Source organism: Marinomonas pollencensis, from assembly GCF_003387375.1.
GTDB classification, from domain to species: Bacteria; Pseudomonadota; Gammaproteobacteria; order Pseudomonadales; family Marinomonadaceae; genus Marinomonas; species Marinomonas pollencensis.
Window position 1 is genome coordinate 36,499 of the sequence record NZ_QUNG01000018.1, and the last position, 19,778, is coordinate 56,276.

The window sequence follows — 19,778 nt, forward strand, 5'->3', positions numbered from 1 at the left end:
TGGTTTTACTCTGCTATTGGCGAGGAGGCGAGATGGAACAAATAGAACTGTTTACCATTGAAAACCCTTGTCGCGGAATATGTGAAAACAGTGCCAAAGGGTTTTGCAAAGGCTGTTTACGCAGTCGAGAAGAGCGCTTTCATTGGCACTCTTTGTCGAATGAAAGCCGGCATCAGGTATTAGAACTCTGCCGCCAGCGTCGTCAGCGGTTGTTAAAAGCGCGTCAGAAGCGGCTGCAAAGCGACTCTTCCAAAGCGCTTCCTTACGGAATGGAAGAGGAGAGCGGTGCGCCCCTAGAGCAAGGGGCTGAAGGTGAGGTTTTTGAACTCACTCGGGAAGCGTTTGACCCTGAAGCAGACCGCGTTAGCGATCAAAAATAGCGTCGAGCGCTTCAGATAGCCGATCCACACCAATGACTTCCATGCCTGGAATGGGTTTTTTCGGGCAATTGGCTTTAGGCACAACCGCTTTGATAAAACCGTGTTTTGCCGCTTCGCTAATACGCTCCTGGCCTGATGGCACAGGGCGTATCTCTCCCGATAGCCCCACTTCACCAAGTACTACCAAGTTATGAGGCAAGACTTGGTCTCGAAAGCTGGACACCACCGCCGCAATGGCGGCTAAGTCGGCGCTGGTTTCCAATACTTTGACGCCGCCCACTACGTTCAAATACACATCTTGATCGGAAGTGAGCAAGCCACCATGCTTGTGCAAGACAGCTAGTAGCATGGCGAGGCGATTATGATCGAAGCCGACCGTGACGCGTCTTGGATTGCCTAGCGCGGATTCATCGACCAAGGCTTGCAGTTCGACCAGCAAGGGGCGAGTGCCTTCCCACACCACCATCACCAAGCTACCAGCGGCAGGGTGATTGCTGCGGTTTAAGAAGATAGAGCTGGGGTTCTTCACTTCTTTTAAGCCATTTTCCAGCATGGCAAATACGCCCAATTCATTAATCGCCCCAAAGCGGTTTTTCATGCCGCGTAAGGTGCGAAAACGAGAGTCTTCCGAGCCTTCCAGCAACACCGAACAGTCCACCATATGTTCGAGAACTTTCGGGCCTGCGAGTGAGCCGTCTTTGGTCACGTGGCCAACCAATAACACCGCAGTTTGGGTTTGCTTGGCAAAGCGTGTTAACACCGCGGCGCTTTCTCGTACTTGGGATACACTGCCGGGAGCCGACTCGATGCCATCCAGATGCATGACCTGAATCGAGTCGATCACCATTACCTTGGGTTTAATTTGTTGGGCAATGGTAAGAATACTTTCGACGTTGGTTTCGGACAGCATTTTTAGGTTTTTAGTGGGCAAACCTAAGCGCTGTGCACGCATGGCCACCTGTTGTAAGGATTCTTCACCGGTGACATAGAGCGCGTCTTGCTGTTGTGCCAGCCAACACATGGTTTGCAGTAGTAGGGTACTTTTCCCCGCTCCTGGATGTCCGCCGATCAGCACCACACCACCAGGCACTAGGCCGCCACCTAATACACGGTCAAATTCATTGGCTCCTGAGCTAAAACGCGGCACATCGCCTAAGTCGACGTCAGAGAGGTCTTGAATACCGGTGACTGCACCAGCATAACCTTGATAGCGAGGGTCTTGGTTGGCTGCCACTCGTGCCGAGGTTTTACTGGACGTTAAGCGGATTTCAGATAGGGAGTTCCAGGCGCCACAGGCTTGGCATTGGCCTTGCCATTTGGCGTAGTCGGAGCCACATTCATTGCATACAAACGCTGTTTTTGCTTTAGCCATAGAGAGTCTTTTTTAGTCGTAAAGCCTGCTTTGTGAAGCAGGCTTTGGGTGTACCAGTCGTGAGAATAAAGACAATACCGAGTTATTTGGTAATGATCTCACGCGTCCAATTTACCGAGTACAAATCAGTACGGCGGTCTTTTAAGTTATTCACTGAACCTTCACTGCGGGTCAGTTTTAGTTTGTCTAGGTCCAAGTCAGAGAACATGATCATCTCTGTGTTAGGGGTGGTTTCTGCCATAATCGCATCGTGTGGGTAGGAGAAATCCGAGGGTGAAAATACCGCACTTTGGGCGTATTGGATGTCCAAGTTTTCTACTTGTGGCAGGTTGCCACAGCTACCACAAATTACCACGTAACATTCATTTTCAATGGCCCGAGCTTGGGCGCAATTACGCACTCGCAAGTAACCATTTTTAGTGTCTGTCCAGAATGGAACAAACAAGATGTCCATATCTTGATGGGCTAATAATCGACCCAGTTCCGGAAATTCCACATCGTAACAAATCAAGATGCCTACGCGGCCTGCATCGGTATCAAAAACGCGAAGTTCATTACCGCCTTGAATGACCCAGTCGCGGCGCTCATGGGGCGTGATATGGATTTTTTTCTGTTCTTCTACCGTGCCATCACGACGACATAAGTAGCTGACATTATACGCCGTCTCATCTTCCATTATCGGCATGGAGCCAGTGATGATATTGATGTTGTAGCTGACCGCCATTTGCGACATTTCAGTTTTAAAACGCTCGGTAAAACTGGCCAAAAAGCGAATCGCTTCGGTTTGGTTGCTTTGGTCTGGACTTAACCCCATTAGTGGAGCGTTGAAAAATTCCGGCAACACCGCAAAATCACTTTTGTAATCGGAGACCGCATCGACAAAGTACTCCACTTGTTTTAGCAGTTCATCGACACTTTCTACTTCGCGCATTTGCCATTGCACAGCGCCAATGCGGACTTGAGTTTTGCGGGACTCAATGACCGTAGTTTCGGGTTCGAAGAAAATGTTTTTCCATTCCAGTAAGGTGGCATAACCTTCTGATTTTTCGTCCTCTGGTAGGTAACTTTTTAGTAGTCGGGTGACTTGGAAATCATTCGACAATTGGAACGACAGAATAGGGTCATAGATTTTGCGTTCGCGTACTGCTTCTAGATATTCTGCTGGCGACAGTTCGTCTGAATGTTGGTAGTAACTAGGGATGCGGCCGCCTGCGAGAATGGCGCGTAAGTTATGCTGTCGACATAGCTCTTTGCGTGCTTCGTATAAGCGGCGACCGAGGCGAAAGCCACGGTATTCTGGGTGAATCAGAACGTCTAAGCCATACATGGCATCGCCATTACGGTCATTCAGAATGGTTTCTTTTTGGCCAATTAAGTCATCATAGGTGTGGGGGTTACTAAAACGCTGGTAGCTGACTTGAACCGAGAGCGCAATGCCAACGATTTTTTCATGGTCTTCGAGACAGATTTGCCCTTCAGGGAAATCAGAAATCAATTTGTTAATGGTCAGCTTTGGCCATGCACCACCAATGTCATCGTAGATATCATCCATCAGCTCTTTGACTTGATCGTAATCGCTTGTGGTTAAATTACGGATCTTTAAGTGCATATCTTCAGACATGGTAACTCCTTATTAGTGCAGCAGAGCGTCGTACTTGAGGACGGGAAAATGCGGCCGATTAGAAACTGAGAAAATGTGCGAAATAGCTTACCAGAAAAAAGAAAACCCCGCCGTGTGGCGAGGTTTTATTTTAGTAATAATTTGCTAAAGAAGGTCGGTTAACGCGCCGTCAGCGCGTTAACACAAGTGCTTAGCTTTTGTTGAATTCTGGGTATGCTTCCATACCACATTCAGAAAGGTCAACACCTTCGTATTCTTCTTCTTCGCTAACACGTACACCCATGATTGCTTTGATAATAAGCCATACGATCAGGCTGACCACAAAGACCCAAACAAAGATGGTGATAGCACCAGCGATTTGGCCGAAGAAAGAAGCGCCGTCGTTAGTTAGAGGGACTGCTAGAAGACCCCAGATACCAACCACACCGTGAACTGAAATCGCACCCACTGGATCATCGATTTTCAATTTATCTAGTGTCAGGATAGAGACAACCACGATTAGACCACCTACGGCACCGATTAAAGTAGCCCCCAGTGCTGATGGCGTAGAAGGCTCAGCTGTGATCGCCACAAGACCCGCTAATGCGCCGTTTAGTAGCATAGTCAAATCCGCTTTACCGAATAAGATACGGCCTAGTAGTAGTGCCGCAACAGCACCACCGGCAGCGGCTGCGTTGGTGTTTAAGAACACCATGGCAACAGAGTTTGCGCTGGCGATATCGCCCAGTTTAAGCACAGAACCACCGTTGAAACCGAACCAACCCAACCAAAGGATGAAAGTACCTAGCGTCGCAAGTGGCAGGTTAGCACCAGGAATGGCACGAACTTCACCGTTAGGGCCGTATTTGCCTTTACGAGCGCCAAGAATCAATACACCTGCTAGCGCTGCAGCAGCACCTGCTAAGTGAACGATACCGGAACCTGCGAAGTCCGAGAAACCAAGGTCGCCAAGGTTGAACATACCGAAGACAGAATTACCGCCCCAAGTCCAAGAACCTTCCATTGGGTAAATAAAGCCAGTCATAACAACCGCAAAAACAAGGAATGACCAAAGTCTCATGCGCTCAGCAACGGCACCAGAAACGATCGACATAGCGGTTGCAACAAACACAACTTGGAAGAAGAAGTCAGACGCTGCTGAGTAGATAGAGCCGCCTTCAAAGCCGCCTTCACGAGCTGCGAAATCCGCTAATGTTGCTGCAGTATCTACATCTTGAATACCAGATAAGAACCATGTGCCGCCATACATGATGGAGTACCCACAAACGAAGTACATGATGCAGGCAATGGCGAACAAAGCGACGTTTTTAGTAAGAATTTCTGTTGTATTTTTAGAGCGAACTAAGCCCGCTTCTAGCATGGCAAATCCTGCTGCCATCCACATAACCAATGCACCGCACACCAAGAAGTAAAAGGTGTCCATTGCGTATTGTAATTGAAAAATTTGATCTTGCATGTTTCGCCCCCCTAAAGGCTAATAAGATTCGAACGTGTGTTAAACCGCGTCTTCGCCAGTTTCACCGGTACGAATACGAACCGCTTGTTCAAGGTTAACGATAAAGATCTTACCGTCGCCGATTTTGCCAGTGTTAGCAGCATCAGAGATGGCTTCAACAACTTGGTCAGTCATGTCGTCAGCAATCGCCAGTTCGATTTTTACTTTTGGCAAAAAATCCACAACATATTCTGCGCCACGGTATAGTTCTGTGTGACCTTTTTGACGTCCGAATCCTTTCACTTCTGTCACGGTAATACCTTGTACACCGATTTCAGAAAGCGCTTCTCGAACATCATCGAGTTTAAATGGCTTGATGATGGCAGTTATAAGCTTCATACCCACAGTCTCCTTTAAAAGTCTGTCTTATTGTCTGTATCGCAGGTATCAATGCTTATTCAATATGCGTGCCATATCTGTAAGGTGCCGATATTATAAGGGTTTGCCAATAAAGCGTTGGAAATAAGGAAGCAAAAAGAATTGCCCTCGACCATTTTTGGTGCAAAAAACAACCAGTGTGCGCCGTTAGCTTGCATTTATTTGGTGCGCTTTGTCTCTGGATTACTATGGGGTGCCCGTTTATATGACTTATCTGGTTGCTCTTAAAATGAAAACTAGGATGCTGAAATAAATAAAAATAGCGGGTTTAAAGTCTGATCTTGTGCATAAAGGGGCAAGGCTGCATATTCACTGCACGAAAACTAAGCATGAGGAAGATCTGATCTTCCTTGGATTTGTCATTTAAAACGCCACATTCGTTGGATTACCCAAGACAGAGGTAGTACAGGCTTCTATACTATGGCGTAAATAGCATGAAGTAAGAGGGTCCTATGATCGATCAATTTATTAAGCAATTGGGGTCGGGTTTAGAACAAACCGCCGATATGCTTGGCAAGCTGCCAAAAGAAGAAATCCAAGCGCAACTCCATCAGGTAGCAAAAAACACCTTAACTAAGATGGATTTAGTGACGCGTGAAGAGTTTGATATCCAGGCGGCTATGCTGGTTAAGTACCGCGAGCGTTTGGCCAAATTAGAAGCGCGCATTGCAGAGATGGAAAAGCAAACGGAGATCGACGGGGAATAAACCTGGCAAGGCTGGCAGCAGTCTAGTGCCAGCCTTGGCGCCAATGTTCAGTAGATTTTAGGTCGCGCCAAGGAAGAGTGTACTGGGTTCGCGTTAGCACGGCTTCAAGCACACATTCAAGCACGGTCTCTTGCTCATCTTTGATGAGTTTAACAACAATAAAGTGTTTCTCTTTTTGTTGTGGCGCAATGGATGTCCATTTAGATAGCAGCAGTTTTTGTGGGTTGATTTGATGCATGTCGGCTCCCTTAATCGGCAAGAGTAAATGAAATAAAAAGACGTTATTTAAGCGTTATACGTCGTCTTTATCGAGCTGGATGGCTCGATTTGATAAAAGATCAAGGAGTGATCATGAGTCTAGCGACAATTTACGGCCGTGCCCGAGTGGGTGTGGCATCGCCACTGGTAACAGTAGAAACCCATATTTCAAATGGTCTCCCGGCGCTCAATATAGTGGGTTTACCAGAGGCGGCGGTGCGAGAATCGAAAGATCGTGTACGCAGTGCCATCATCAATAGCCGTTTTGAGTTTCCTACTCGACGGGTCACGATTAACCTAGCCCCAGCAGATTTACCAAAAGAAGGCGGTCGTTATGACCTCGCCATCGCGATTAGCATCTTAGCGGCCTCGGGGCAGCTGGGTGAAACCAACTTACGCCCATTTGAATTTATTGGTGAGTTGGCCTTATCGGGTGACATTCGAGGTGTGCCGGGTCTGTTGCCTTCTGCTATTGCCTGCCAGCAAGCGGGTCGTCAGCTTGTTTTGCCTGAAGACAATCAATCGGAAGCGGCCTTAGTAGATGGAGACGCTGTGTTTGCCGCCAATTTAACCCAAGTTACCGCCCACCTGCTTAAGCTGTCTGCTTTACCCCATTGTGTCACCAAGCCCGACCTAGATTACTGGGTGGAGCATAAAGATATGCGCGATGTAAAAGGCCAATACCAAGCGCGTCGTGCCTTGGAAGTGGCCGCGGCAGGTGGTCATAACCTGTTATTTATTGGCCCTGCTGGGACGGGTAAAACCATGTTGGCTTCACGCTTGCCAAGTATTATGCCTGCCATGACAGAAGCAGAGGCGCTTGCGGTGGCGTCGGTACAATCGGTCGCGGGGCGAAAAATGGGGGTGGATTGGCATTGGTCTGAACGTCCTTTTCGCTCTCCGCATCATTCTTGTTCTGCGGTTGCTTTGGTGGGCGGTGGTTCGGTTCCTAAGCCGGGTGAGGCGTCTTTATCCCATTGTGGTGTTTTGTTTTTGGATGAACTACCGGAGTTTGATCGTAAGGTGCTCGAAGTGTTACGGGAGCCGTTGGAAAATGGTGAGGTGCATATTTCGAGAGCCCGTGGGCAAGTAACATTTCCGGCTCGATTTCAGCTGGTAGCGGCGATGAACGCGAGCAATGAAGCTTATACGGGAGAGCAAGATTACTATCAATCTAGCGCCAGCCAAAAGTACCTAAAGAAACTCTCGGCGCCTTTTTTGGACCGTATTGATTTGCATGTAGAAGTGCCTCCTTTACCTTCCAGTGTGTTGGTGAATGCCGAAGAGGAAGGCGAAGACAGTCAGACCATTCGGCTGCGCGTTGAACAAGCCGTGGCAAGACAACGAGTTCGTCAGGGGGTGCAAAATGCGCATTTGTCTGGCCGACAACTGGAAACGATTTGTGCCCTGAGCGAGGAGGATAAGTTGTTTATGCAGCAAGCGTTAGAATCATTAAAACTCTCTGCTCGGGCTTATCACCGAGTGTTAAAAGTGGCACTGACCTTAGCCGACCTCAGTAACACCAAAGTAGGGCGCCCCCATTTGATGGAATCGTTAAGCTATCGAAAAATGGAGAAAACCTTAGCCGGTGCAATAACGAATTAGCCGCACCGGCTAGCACTCGGCTTAGCGGGGTGATTTGATTACCTAATTTAATCTTATCGTTACATATTGATACATTTAACCTATTCGGTACAATCCCTAGCCACTGGTTGGTAGTGTCACCTTTTGGGGTGTTTACCTTTCAGCTTCTTATAATAATGACTTAAAAAGTGTCTGCGACTTTTTGCGCGTATTGACGTGTAAAACAAGCAACACGACTAGCGGAGTAGTGGGTTATGGTTATCCAGTTGTTTCCTTTGTGGGCAGTATTGTTATCTGCGTTGGCGTACTTTCAGCCGGCGTTGTTTGTCGATCTTAAGTCGCAAATTATCCCCTTGTTGATCGTGATTATGGTCGCCATGGGATTAACCTTGAGCCCAAAAGATTTTAAGCAGGTTCTAGCCAATCGAAAAGCGGTTGTGGTTGGGGTTTTGCTGCAATTTTTGGTGATGCCGATCGCAGCGTTTGCCGTTGCCTTTAGCTTTGGTTTTAGCACAGAGCTAACTGTGGGTATGTTGCTGGTGGGCAGCGTGGCCGGTGGTACCTCGTCGAACGTGATGTGTTATTTGGCAAAAGGCGATACCGCTTTGTCGATTTCTATGACCGCCATTTCTACCTTGTTGGGTGTGCTATTAACGCCCTTCCTAGTGTCCTTGATGATAGGCCAAAGTGTCGACGTTCCTGCAATGTCTATGTTGATGAGTTTGGTGAAAATCGTCCTAGTCCCCGTAGCTGTGGGCGTCTTGATGAACGTTCTGTTCTCGGAGCTAGTACGTAAAGTCGAAGTGATTTTGCCTTATGTTTCTATGTTTGCCATTGTTTTAATCATTGCTATTGTGGTGGCGCTAAGTTCTTCTCGTTTGGCAGAAGTAGGCTTGATTGTAGCGGCGGCGGTGATCGTTCATAACGCAATTGGTTTAACTCTAGGTTATTGGGTGACTAGCTTGTTGGGCTTTGATAAACGCGTTTGCCGTACCATTGCTTTTGAAGTGGGCTTACAAAACTCCGGCTTAGCGGCGGCGCTGGCGATTAAATTCTTCAGCCCTATGGCGGCATTGCCAGGTACTTTATTCAGTGTGTGGCACAATATTTCAGGTTCGCTATTGGCGAGTTACTGGAGCCGCCGTGCGGTAGAAGGTACGCAGTCAGAAAAAGAAGACTAATGCCTACGACGACAATCAGATGACGTTAATGGTTTAGTATGATGTAAAGGGAGCGCGCCAGCGTTCCCTTTTTTCGTGGGGATTAATTTTCCTCAAACGGGCGGGAAGCTTGTGCGAGTAAAGCCAGACTCAGGTACACTAGACGCTGATTTTTAGAGTGGTCAAACCAGAGAGTGTCATGAGTGAATCCCTGCCTTCCATATCCCAGCGTTTACGCAACCTAAATGAGCGACAGCTCGATGCCGTGAAGAAAATTGACGGGCCATTGTTAGTATTGGCAGGGGCTGGCTCGGGAAAAACCAGTGTAATTACCACCAAAATAGCCTATTTGATTCAAACGTGCGGGTTTAAGGCCAACAGTATTATCGCTGTGACCTTCACCAATAAAGCCGCTCGTGAGATGAAAGAGCGGGTGGTTGGCATGCTGTCGAAGCAAGAAAGCCGCGGCTTGAGTATTTCGACTTTCCATACGCTGGGTTTGAATATTCTGAGAAAAGAGTACCGCAAAGCGGGCCTAAAAGACGGCTTTACTTTGTTTGACTCGCAGGATTCTTTGTCTTTAATAAAAGAGATTTTAGACAAGGAGTTCAATGAGCAAAGCGACGCCGCGGCCTATTGTCAGAACACCATTTCGAACTGGAAAAACGACCTCACCACACCTCAAGAAGCCACCATGAACGCTGACACCGAAGAGTTTCTTTTGGCGGCGCAAGTGTATGTGCAATATCAGCGTTATTTGCGTGCTTACAATGCGGTGGACTTTGATGATTTGATTTTATTGCCGGTGAGCTTGCTAATGGCCGATCAGCCTTTGCGGGATAAATGGCAGAAGAAAGTGCGTTATTTGCTGGTGGATGAGTGTCAGGATACTAACGCCAGCCAATATGAGTTAATTCGCTTATTGGCGGGTTATCGCCGCTGTTTTACCCTCGTAGGGGACGACGACCAATCCATCTATGCGTGGCGTGGTGCACGACCTGAAAATCTAGAACGTCTATCCGTCGATTATCCAAATTTGAAACTGGTTAAGTTGGAGCAGAACTACCGCTCGACAAAAACCATTTTGAAGGCCGCCAACACCCTTATTGCCAATAACCCACACGTTTACGATAAAGCGTTATGGAGTGACTTAGGCGAGGGCGATCCGATTCGAGTGATGGTGACGCGCAACGAAGACGCGGAAGCTGAACGGGTGGCGGCAGAGATTCAATCGCGCCATCTGCGCCACGATATCCCCTATCGAGACTTTGCCATTTTATACCGTGGTAATCACCAAGCTCGACTGATTGAGATTAAACTTCAAGCCTATCGCATTCCTTATAAAATGAACGGCGGCACCTCCTTCTTCTCGCGTGCGGAAATCAAAGATTTAATGGGCTATTTACGCTTGCTGGTAAATCCAGCCGACGACAATGCCTTTTTGCGTGTGGTGAATTTGCCACGCCGTGAAATCGGCCCAGCCACGCTTGAAAAAGTGGGTAATTTGGCCACAGAGCGTAATGTGAGCTTGTTTGAAGCGGCAGGTTACAAAGAGCTCGAAGAAACTGTATCTGGCCGACCATTAAAAAGCCTACATGAATTCGAACATTGGATGTCCACCTTACGTCAGCGTTTAGAAGGCGCTTCGCCGGTGCCTATCATAGAGCAGATGATGTTCGATATGGATTATTACGGCTGGATTCAAGATCAGTCCAGCTCGCCGAAAATGGCGGAACGACGTATTGAAAACGTGCGCTTTTTGTTGGAATCCATCCAGCGAATGATGGAAGCGGCGTGGGAAGAAGACGAAAACGCTGGCTTAGATCAAGCCATTAGTAAGCTGTTGTTGATCGATATGTTAGAGCGACAAGAAGAAGAGGAAGACGAAGATAAGGTGCAACTTTTGACGCTACACGCTTCGAAAGGGTTAGAGTATCCCCATGTTTTCTTGATCGGCTGTGAAGAAGAGTTGTTGCCTCACCGTAATAGCATAGAAAACGATGATATCGAAGAAGAGCGCCGTTTGGCTTATGTGGGAATTACCCGAGCGAAGCGCACTTTGTGTATTACTCTGGCGGCGAAACGTCGTCAATATGGCGAAGAAATCGATTGTTTACCGAGTCGCTTCTTGGACGAATTGCCAGAGGAAGATTTGGTATGGGAAGGGCGCAGTGATGAGTCTGATTCGGTAAAAAAGGAGCGTGGTCAAGCCTCACTATCCGCCCTCAAAGCCATGCTTAACTCATAAAATTAGGCCGCTTAAACAGCTTGAGCGGCCGAACTCTTCTATTGGCTCTTATCAACCATGTACTGTGTGACGTGCGCTAGTTCTTCATCGCTACAGTCAGAGCAAAAGCCTTTTGGTGGCATGGCGCCCAAGCCTTTAATTGCGTGTTTCACTAAAGTGTCCATGCCTTTTGCAATGCGTGGTTGCCACTCTCTGGCGCTGCCTAAGCGAGGCGCGCCTGCTGCGCCGCTTGAGTGACAGGCAATGCAGTAAGTGTGATAAATCTTGTCACCGGATCGACCCGTATATTCTTTGCTGGGTGACGCTTCTGCTACCTGTATCGCTGCCGCTTCTTGTTGGCAGGACTGGCCTTCGAGACAGACTTTGCCTACTGGAGCTATGCGCTTAGCAAGCGCGTCTGTGGCTTGGTCGTTGGCGCTGGCATGGCTCGCCAAGAAAAACGCACCACTGATAAAAAACAAACGACAAAGGCGTGAAGAGAATCGTGTCACAAAAAGTCCTTACGTTATGAAAAACACTATGATAGCGTCAGTATACCCATGCTGGGTGGCGCTGGAAACTCAGATAATCCAAAGGCTTGCTCTGGCGTTGGCAGAAAGGTGTAAAAAATAATTTGAGAATATTGTCGCTTTCTTACTTTTAGCACTAGAATCCTCAGCATTTTCCTTTAGAATATGCGACTCGAAATTCACATCCTACGAATTTCAACCCTGCAATGCACCCGTAGCTCAGCTGGATAGAGCGTCGCCCTCCGGAGGCGAAGGCCGGAGGTTCGAATCCTCTCGGGTGTGCCATTTTTCTTGTAAGGTATGTTTTTTCCCTTTGTGGTTTATTGGTTCAGCGCTGTATTTCGCTGGCGTTTTCCTTCTTTGTCCCCTTTTATTTGTTTTAAATTCTACTTGTTTCACTGTTCGCTTGAACTCTTTTGCGTGCTTATCTGTGCTAATTATCCGTTGTTCCATGAAGGAAAAAGGCTATAGTAACGGGTGTGTTTGAGAGGGATATGATGTATGAATTTTCAAGACCTTGAGGTCGTGCTAAAAGTGGCGGAATTTCGCAGTATTACGGCGGCGGCAACGAGTCTGGATATGCGTGTGGCAACCGCGAGTGCCGCGCTTAAGCGAGTAGAAGCGAATCTTGGAGTGGAGTTGTTTGTACGAACCACTCGTCAGTTAAAGCTGTCAGCGGCCGGCGAACTGTATTTACCACAATGTCAGCAAGCGCTGAATACGTTAGAGTCTGCTAAACAGACGGTGCGTGAAGGTTTAGCAACACTGCACGATGAAATTCGTATCGCCCTTTCTTCTGACCTTGGGCGCAATATCGTTACGCCTTGGTTGGATGAATTTTTGGCGCAGTACCCAAATGTTTCTTTGCGCAGCAACATCAGTGACAGCAACATTGATTTTTATCGCGATTCGGTTGATATGGCGTTGCGTTATGGAGCGCCAACGGATGCCAGCATGTATGGTTTTAAAATCTGCAATGTGCCGCGTTTAGTCTGTGCCTCCCCGGCGTATTTAGAAGCGCATGGCACGCCCACTCAGCCTGAAGATTTAAAGCAATTTAATGGGCTGTTTTATCAGTTACAAGATATTGTGCAAGATGAATGGCGCTTTAATAAAGACGGGGCAAGCTACAAGGTGAAGCTAAAGGGAAATCGCGCCTCTAACGACGGTGACCTAGTCAGGCGTTGGTGTCTCTCTGGCAGTGGTGTGGCAATGAAATCCTGTCTCGATATGTCAAAACATTTGCTGAATGGCCAAGTGGTCAATCTGATGGCGGATTATAAACCGCTCGCCACTGAGCTTTGGTTGGTGTGCCCGAGTCGCCAATCGATCACGCCGACCATGCGTTTATTACGTGATTTTTTGCGAGAAAAAACCAAGCAAGTGTTAACGCAAATGGTGGCGCAGAAGATCCTAGATGCAAGTGTATTAGAGTAGTTTGATGGGGCTTAAAGGCAGGGTTATAAGGTGCTGATCAGCCCTGCTACCAACATTTTCATGCCGGTCAGAAACAACACTATGTAGCTGATTTTATAGATCATTTCTTGAGATAAAATGTTGACCAGCCAAACGCCAGTACGGACCCCTAAAAAGGCGATGGGAAGCAGCACTAAGGAGGCTTCTAAATTGCTTGTATTCAGCTCACCTAAATAGGCGTACGGGATCAGCTTCAGAAAGTTTAAGCTCGCAAAGAACACCACACTGGTGCCAATATATTGCTGTTTGGGCAGTTTTTTTGGCAATAAATGCATGGTTGCCGGTGGCCCACCTGCATGGGCTATGGTGCTTGCAAAGCCCGATAATAAGGTCAGAAAGTGGCCTTTTGCTGGCAGATTATTCGCGTTTTTTCTCGGTAAAAGTTTTTGAACTAAAAATAACAGTGCCAGCCCACCAATCAACAATTCCACCACAGCGCTTGGCAGTGAGCCAATAAAAAAAGACGCCACTAGTATGCCGAGGATTGCGCCGGGTAGCATGTGTTTAAGTTCACGGTAGTTACAGTTTTTTCTGTGATAGAAGAGCGCAATTACATCCATCAGGCAGAGTAGCGGCAGTAAAATAGCGGCAGCTTGCAGGGGCGGAATCGTCATTGCGATGAGCGGCACAGATAACATGCCTAGAATACCGCCAACGCCGCCTTTACCCATGCCGTAGAAAAACACAGCGGGAACCGCCGCAAAATAAAACCAAAGATTGCTGATCATAGTGTTCTCAAAAAACTGATCGTTGTGTAACACGTCTGCGATCAGGGTGGTAAGGAAAAAGCGCAAGCTTAGCTTGCTGGGTGTTGGTCGAGCCAGGTGCGTGTTACCAGATCGAGAGGGTGTCCTTCTCGGCAAACCTGATAATCCAGTTTGGCAATGATCTCATTGGAAAAGCGCAGCGTATCTAATCTCTCTAGTTGAGATTGAGTGAAGGCCGCAGATCGATCTTGGCGTAGCAGTAAGATGGCTTTGTCGACAATGCCGAGCAAACCTTTAGGCTCAACAATTTCACGAATTACAAATTTGTGATGTAAAAACTGTGGCTTCCAAAGCGGCACGACTAGCCATTCTTTTTTCTCTACCGCTCGTTCAAAGGCGGTAAAGCAGTCTTCTTCTGTGCCCGTATGAAATTGGTAGCCCGCTTGGCTTAGACCGTAAGATTCCATCATTTGAATGGAGAATCGCGTAATACCTGCACCAGGATTAATCCCCTGAATGTCTTTGTTCATTTGGCGGATCACCTCAGGTTTAAGCAGATCACTTACTGCTGAGACAGTGTCAGCAGGGACGTAGTCTGGCACACCCCATAGCGCATAAGGCTGATAATGCAGACCCAGTTCCAATAAAGGGGCTGCGGTTTCCACATCGGCCTGATAAATGCCATGGCTCGAAGGCAGCCAAGCTGAGGCAAGCATATCGATTTCCCCAGATTTTAATTTCAGAAAATTTTCTTGATGCGGGGAGTAAATTCTTTCCACTTCAAATCCCATATCTTGTAAAACATGGCGAATAATAGACGCGGTTACCCGATGGAAAGAGAGATCAGTCACTCCCATTTTGATGATGTTAGACATATTTATTTAATACTCAATAGAAGAGGGTGAAGCGGTTGTATGTTGCGCTGAGACTAGTAAGCAGGGGGATTACACCCCCTGCTATTATGTCATTTAGTCTTGGTTTAGCTTGATGCGAACAACATGGAAGGGTTTGCTTGCACCTTCTTCGCCAGCATTAAGAGCGGGGTTTAGGCTAAGTGAATTTTGTGTAACGTATAGGTAACCGTTATGGATAGAAAAGCCATCCGCCCAAGAAAGCAATTTTTTATCTTGAGCAAAGATGCGGTAACCGTCTTTGTTGACGATACCAATGGCGTCTTTCTCAACATCACCCACATAAATATCGCCATTGTCGGCCATAATCATGCCATCACTTGGGCGTTTTTCGCTGTAAAACTCAATGCTGTCTGAAAGGGCTTTTTCGCTCAACTTTTTATCTGCTAACGATGCCGCAGGTAAGCGGTAGATAACGCTGCCGTTTACCGTGCCGAAATAGACCCAGTTATTTTCAGCGTCCATAGTAATTGGGTTCAAGCCAAGGTAAATCGGATGCTTTTTGCCATCTTCACGTTTGCTAGACATCAAAGCGCCATCAACCACCATATCGTGATGTGGTGCGAGCAAGGCTTTGTCTGCTTCCAGCACTCGGCGGGAGGTACCGGTTTTCAGGTCGACAACAATAAAAGCAGGCGCGGCTGCACCGTATAAGTTGCCCAAGCTGGTGTCGGCAATGTAGATCTTGTTGCGTTTCGTGTCGATCACAAAGTCTTGTAAAAACGAGTTTGAAGCCATCGCTTTAGGATCGATCTTAATGTTTTTGAATAATTTGTTATGAACTGTGTCCCAAGCAACAATCTGTGCTGGAGCAGTGGCGCTGCCCATGTCTAAAATCCATACGACGCCATCTTGGGTGCTGTCGATACCAATAACGGCAGATAGGCCGACTTTGCCTTTATCTGGGCCATCAGCCCAATCTTTGGTTGGGAAAGGCACGGTAGAGCCGTCTTTTAGCAATTCAACCACTCGGTAGGTTGGGTTATCTAGCGGCTGCATAGATAAAAATGTTCGACCTTGATCAGTCACCGTAATATTGCCTGGGCGAGAGCTGTCGATAGTAGCAACTTGTTCAATATCAGCCGCTTGCGCTGTACTGAATGCCAGAGTTGCGGCCAGAGTTAGAAGGGTATTTAGAGGTTTCATATTTGGGTACTCGCGTTTATTCCCTTGTGCTATTTAAGCCTAAAGGTGTGTGGTGAAGGGGTTACAGACATTAAGAAATCTGAGTCATTTCATTAAGGGTAAAGGTGGTAATAGCGCCTTCTGTGGCTTTGACATACTCAGCAAGTTGGTCATTGGCCATGTGTGCCTGCCACAGTTCACGTGACACCCAGTTTTCGTACAGGGTGAAATGTTCTGGCGCTTGATTGTCCTGATGCAGGTCGTAGTTAATGCAACCTTCTTCAGCACGGGTTACAGCAAGCAGTTTAATCAGCTCTGCTTTGACCAGCTCGATGCTCTCTGTTTTGGCAATAATATTGGCAATGACGGTTAATTGAGACATGGGAAACTCCACCTTGGTTAAGCGCCTGAACTTGTGTTCCGACTGGGTTGTTAATATGGGGCTCATAGTAGGCGGCTTACGGGGCGTGATAAAGCGCTTACATTTTGAATGATTTTCAAATTGAAATTGATAGTCTGATTGACTCAATAAAGAGGGCTTTTGATAAAGGTGTTCTTTTTTATGTTGTTGTTTTTATTAATTGTTTTTCTTCTTTAAATTTCTTGAGATGATTTTTTTGTGGTTTTTTATGTCGCGACTGGTTAGCAAACTTGTGTTATTACCTAGGTTACAGCGTAATAATCCATTATGGGATTGAGAGCCAACTAGATGTTGTTGAGAAAGGCGTACGCTTTATTGGCAAAAGCGGCGCGAATGGGCTGATTGCCGGATGAGCAAACTAGGTGTTGTGGAGAAAGGCGTACGCTTTACTGGCAAAAGCGGCGCGAATGGGGGCTCAACCCCGAAGGGCATGAGTTAAAAGCTTGTGTTATTTGTTCAGCATCTCGTTAATAGGGCCGCTACTCACATTCGATGCTCGCCTCGAACAACACGCTTTTATCCTCATGCTGAGGCCAGGGGCTGGTCCGTTTTTTCTAGAACAGGATGGCTGTTTTGCCGATGGATTTGCCGCTTTCGATGCGTTTATGGGCTTCTTTTAGCACGTCTGCATTTAGCCCAGTTAACGTTTCAGTGAGCAAGGTTTTCATGCGGCCAGCGTCGATCAAATTGGCCATTTGGAATAAAATATCTTGCTGTTTACTGATGTCATCTGTGTTGAACAGCGAACGGGTAAACATTAGCTCCCAAATAAAGCCCGCCGATTTTGCTTGCAGTTGTGATAAGTCAATGCCGCCATCAAACTCAACAATAGAACTGATTAAGCCTTGTGGTGCGATCAGTTCTACCATGGCTTCCCAATGGCCTTTGGTGTCGGCCACATTGAAAATGTAATCCACATGTTGGATGCCTTGTTGGCGAACCGAGTTCACCAAGTCGTGGTGGTTAGCCACATAATCAGCGCCCAGGTCTTTTACCCATTGCTCTGTTTCTGGGCGAGAAGCAGTGGCGATAACAGTGAGGTTCGTCAACTGTTTGGCGATTTGGATAGTCGAAGAGCCGACACCGCCAGCGCCACCAATGACGAGGAGCGTTTTCTTCTCAGTCGGAGTCACTCTTAGACGATCGAATAGTGCTTCCCAAGCGGTTAGAGAGACCAGTGGCATTACGGCGGCTTCGGCGTCAGTTAGGCTTTTAGGAGCATGTGCCGTGATGCGATGGTCGACCGCATGGTATTGCGCATGAGCGCCTTGACGGGAAACGTCGCCCGCGTAATAAACGCGATCACCAATGTTAAAACCAGTAACCTCTGCGCCTTTTTCTACCACAGTACCAACCGCGTCATAACCGATGACTTTTGGCGCCTCTAGGGTTTTGTCGAGCGCACTGCGAATGCGTATTTTGGCGTCAGCTGGGTTAATTGAGCTGGCCGACACTTTTACTAATAAGTCTTGTTCGCCAATAGTTGGCAGCTCAAGTTGGGTATCGAATAAGCTTTCTGCGTGGTCAATGGGTAACGATTGAGTGAAAGCGACGGCGTTCATTTTAGAAGGTAAAGACATGATATTCTCCAATATTATTAAGGGTAAATATAGGCTTAGCGCAACAGTGGAATAGACAAACGAGCGCTTTGTTGGTGGAGCCAAGCATCCAGATGCGGAGGCCAAGTAACACTTGCTTCGCTGTAAAAACCGCGCAGAATTGAGAAGTAAATCGCTTGATCTGTGAGCACTAATGCCGACTCACCTGCGCTTAGCTGGAGTGCTTTTTCGGCATCGATGACCAATAAATTAACCTGACTTACAATCTCATCGGTGTGCTCAATCAAGCGTTCAAAGTTCAACTCGGGCGTCTGTTTTTTGTCTTTCCACAAGGCTTTGCTTGCCGGGCTTTGGAATTCGCCTAAATCCAGCTCTGCCCAGCGTGGGTAACCAATTGCTTGCAGTAAGGGAAAGGCGCGAGATTGCCAATCCGCTGTGCCAGCCAGAGGTGCTGTATAGGTGGTTGCTTGTAACGACATTAAGTACTGAATGATGTCGTTACTTTCTGTCATTGGTTCACCATTCTCTTTGATTAGTAGCGGCACGATTTTCTTACCAATGATTTGGTTGATGCTGGTGTTGTCGCTGTAATCGACAATAATTTCTTCTAATCGGATGCCAAGTGTTGCGGCCACGTAACGTACGCGAGCGCAAAAAGGACAATGTTGATAAATATAGAGCTTCATTCAATCGCACCTTTAATTCAAAGGGTTATGGGTCAGTCTTTTGTCGCGTTAAGGCGTCAGTAAGTCGGGCTAGAATAACCAAGGGGCGGTGTTAGAAAAACGCCTTTGAGAATGAATGATTTTCAAATTAATTTTGATGATAAATGTGTGTTTTTACCTGCTACTAGATAGAAAACAGCGATTCTTGGTGGTTCTAGGTTTAGCTTGAACCGCCAGTGTTGTTATCTTTGGTTGTTCTCAGAGGTTAAAAAAAGCGTTGTGAAGAAGCCGAATTAGCCAAAATGAATGGCGGTGTTTTTTATCATCTAGAACAAGGATTTGTAGATTTAGTCTGTTTGAGTCTGGCAATAGCGCGGTGTTTGTATAAAATAATCGTCATTTACTTAATAAGAATTCGATATGTCGTTTAGTGGTCGTCGCTACCAACAAGTAGCTAAGCAAATTCGCAATACATTGCTCTCTGGTGAGTTACCCGTTGGTGGGCGCTTACCATCAGAGCGAGACCTGAGTGAACGTTATGGCGCAAGCCGAGCGACCATTCGAGAAGCGATTATCATGCTTGAGCTGCAAGGTCTGGTAGAAGTGAAGCAAGGCTCTGGCATCTTTTTTGTTGAAAATGTAGATAACAATTCACTGATTGGTGAAGCAGAAAGTAGCATTGGGCCGTTTGAGCTTTTACAAGCGCGCCAATTACTGGAAACCAACATTGCGTCTTTTGCCGCTACCCAAATTACCGCCGCCCATGTGCGAGAAATGCGCGCTTTGTTAAAAGCCCAAGAAGAAGAAATTAATGGCGACAGTAAACGCTTTAATGAGCTAGACCATAACTTTCATATGGTAATTGCGGATGCCACACAGAACAACATGCTGATCCAAATGGCCCAGTCGATGTGGGATAGCGTGCGCACAGAAAACCCGTTATGGGATGCTTTAAATGCTCAGTATTTTCATGAGAAGCGTTTGCAGTCGCTGTGGTTATCAGATCATAAAAATATCTTAATAGCGTTACAAAAACGCTCACCTCAAGAAACCAAGCAAGCGGTTTGGCAGCATATTGAAAACGCCAAGAAAGAGCTGTTTAAGGTGTCGAATGTGGAAGAGCCTGATTTTGAGGGCTACTTATTTGCGGCGAATGCAGTGCCCACATTAAACAATGATATTGAATAAGTTTCCCGTTGCCA

General features: G+C 47.1%; 19 protein-coding genes and 1 tRNA gene. 8 read left to right on the plus strand and 12 right to left on the minus strand.

The window, feature by feature from the left end; translation table 11 throughout:
• Positions 1-32: 32 nt before the first annotated feature.
• Positions 33-380, plus strand: a complete 348-nt coding sequence (locus tag DFP81_RS18530) for a DUF1289 domain-containing protein (protein WP_115899085.1) — start codon at positions 33-35, stop codon at positions 378-380.
• Here the strand turns inward: DFP81_RS18530 and radA are convergent.
• From radA to glnK, 4 genes are all read right to left on the minus strand, one after another.
• Positions 364-1,752: a DNA repair protein RadA gene (gene radA, locus DFP81_RS17005; RefSeq protein WP_115899086.1), complete on the minus strand. Its 1,389-nt coding sequence runs from the start codon at positions 1,750-1,752 to the stop codon at positions 364-366. The genes DFP81_RS18530 and radA overlap by 17 nt on opposite strands.
• Positions 1,753-1,834: 82 nt before the next feature.
• On the minus strand, positions 1,835-3,373 hold the full coding sequence (locus DFP81_RS17010; protein WP_115899087.1) for a bifunctional GNAT family N-acetyltransferase/carbon-nitrogen hydrolase family protein: 1,539 nt from the start codon (positions 3,371-3,373) through the stop codon (positions 1,835-1,837).
• Between the two features lie 190 nt (positions 3,374-3,563).
• Positions 3,564-4,829, minus strand: coding sequence for an ammonium transporter (locus DFP81_RS17015; protein WP_115899088.1), 1,266 nt, complete (start codon positions 4,827-4,829; stop codon positions 3,564-3,566).
• Positions 4,830-4,868: 39 nt separating this feature from the next.
• Complete coding sequence (glnK, locus tag DFP81_RS17020) at positions 4,869-5,207, minus strand: P-II family nitrogen regulator (protein ID WP_115899089.1); 339 nt, start codon at positions 5,205-5,207, stop codon at positions 4,869-4,871.
• A gap of 491 nt (positions 5,208-5,698) precedes the next feature.
• Here glnK and DFP81_RS17025 point away from each other — a divergent pair, with 491 nt between their 5' ends.
• Entirely contained in the window at positions 5,699-5,953 is a 255-nt protein-coding gene (locus DFP81_RS17025; RefSeq protein ID WP_115899090.1) for an accessory factor UbiK family protein, read from the plus strand.
• 22 nt (positions 5,954-5,975) lie between these two features.
• Here DFP81_RS17025 and DFP81_RS17030 read toward each other — a convergent pair whose 3' ends face one another.
• Positions 5,976-6,191 carry a TIGR02450 family Trp-rich protein gene (locus DFP81_RS17030; RefSeq protein ID WP_115899091.1) on the minus strand — a complete coding sequence of 72 codons (216 nt, stop codon included), beginning with the start codon at positions 6,189-6,191 and terminating at the stop codon, positions 5,976-5,978.
• 113 nt (positions 6,192-6,304) lie between these two features.
• Here DFP81_RS17030 and DFP81_RS17035 point away from each other — a divergent pair, with 113 nt between their 5' ends.
• From DFP81_RS17035 to rep, 3 genes are all read left to right on the plus strand, one after another.
• Entirely contained in the window at positions 6,305-7,816 is a 1,512-nt protein-coding gene (locus DFP81_RS17035; protein WP_115899092.1) for a YifB family Mg chelatase-like AAA ATPase, read from the plus strand.
• A gap of 233 nt (positions 7,817-8,049) precedes the next feature.
• The gene (locus DFP81_RS17040; RefSeq protein WP_115899093.1) at positions 8,050-8,976 is read left to right on the plus strand and encodes a bile acid:sodium symporter family protein; all 927 of its coding nucleotides are present in this window, start codon (positions 8,050-8,052) and stop codon (positions 8,974-8,976) included.
• A gap of 178 nt (positions 8,977-9,154) precedes the next feature.
• Positions 9,155-11,203, plus strand: coding sequence for a DNA helicase Rep (gene rep, locus DFP81_RS17045; RefSeq protein ID WP_115899094.1), 2,049 nt, complete (start codon positions 9,155-9,157; stop codon positions 11,201-11,203).
• A 38-nt stretch (positions 11,204-11,241) separates the two neighbouring features.
• On the opposite strand, the gene DFP81_RS17050 is transcribed toward rep, so the two are convergent.
• Positions 11,242-11,694, minus strand: a complete 453-nt coding sequence (locus tag DFP81_RS17050) for a c-type cytochrome (RefSeq protein ID WP_115899095.1) — start codon at positions 11,692-11,694, stop codon at positions 11,242-11,244.
• 226 nt (positions 11,695-11,920) lie between these two features.
• Here DFP81_RS17050 and DFP81_RS17055 point away from each other — a divergent pair.
• Both DFP81_RS17055 and DFP81_RS17060 read left to right on the plus strand, forming a co-directional pair.
• Positions 11,921-11,997 (plus strand) — tRNA-Arg (locus DFP81_RS17055).
• A gap of 216 nt (positions 11,998-12,213) precedes the next feature.
• The gene (locus DFP81_RS17060; RefSeq protein WP_115899096.1) at positions 12,214-13,149 is read left to right on the plus strand and encodes a LysR family transcriptional regulator; all 936 of its coding nucleotides are present in this window, start codon (positions 12,214-12,216) and stop codon (positions 13,147-13,149) included.
• A gap of 23 nt (positions 13,150-13,172) precedes the next feature.
• Here DFP81_RS17060 and DFP81_RS17065 read toward each other — a convergent pair whose 3' ends face one another.
• The 6 genes from DFP81_RS17065 to grxB form a co-directional block, all read right to left on the minus strand.
• Complete coding sequence (locus tag DFP81_RS17065; RefSeq protein ID WP_115899097.1) at positions 13,173-13,916, minus strand: sulfite exporter TauE/SafE family protein; 744 nt, start codon at positions 13,914-13,916, stop codon at positions 13,173-13,175.
• A 68-nt stretch (positions 13,917-13,984) separates the two neighbouring features.
• Positions 13,985-14,770 carry a glycine betaine ABC transporter substrate-binding protein gene (locus tag DFP81_RS17070; protein WP_115899098.1) on the minus strand — a complete coding sequence of 262 codons (786 nt, stop codon included), beginning with the start codon at positions 14,768-14,770 and terminating at the stop codon, positions 13,985-13,987.
• A 93-nt stretch (positions 14,771-14,863) separates the two neighbouring features.
• On the minus strand, positions 14,864-15,952 hold the full coding sequence (locus DFP81_RS17075) for an L-dopachrome tautomerase-related protein (protein WP_115899099.1): 1,089 nt from the start codon (positions 15,950-15,952) through the stop codon (positions 14,864-14,866).
• A 70-nt stretch (positions 15,953-16,022) separates the two neighbouring features.
• Positions 16,023-16,313 carry a putative quinol monooxygenase gene (locus DFP81_RS17080; protein ID WP_115899100.1) on the minus strand — a complete coding sequence of 97 codons (291 nt, stop codon included), beginning with the start codon at positions 16,311-16,313 and terminating at the stop codon, positions 16,023-16,025.
• Positions 16,314-16,906: 593 nt separating this feature from the next.
• Positions 16,907-17,932, minus strand: a complete 1,026-nt coding sequence (locus tag DFP81_RS17085) for a zinc-binding alcohol dehydrogenase family protein (RefSeq protein ID WP_115899101.1) — start codon at positions 17,930-17,932, stop codon at positions 16,907-16,909.
• A 35-nt stretch (positions 17,933-17,967) separates the two neighbouring features.
• Positions 17,968-18,597 carry a glutaredoxin 2 gene (gene grxB / locus DFP81_RS17090; protein WP_115899102.1) on the minus strand — a complete coding sequence of 210 codons (630 nt, stop codon included), beginning with the start codon at positions 18,595-18,597 and terminating at the stop codon, positions 17,968-17,970.
• A gap of 399 nt (positions 18,598-18,996) precedes the next feature.
• Here grxB and DFP81_RS17095 point away from each other — a divergent pair, with 399 nt between their 5' ends.
• Positions 18,997-19,764 (plus strand): FCD domain-containing protein, encoded by a 768-nt coding sequence (locus DFP81_RS17095; RefSeq protein ID WP_115899103.1) that lies wholly within the window; start codon positions 18,997-18,999, stop codon positions 19,762-19,764.
• Positions 19,765-19,778 lie beyond the last annotated feature (14 nt).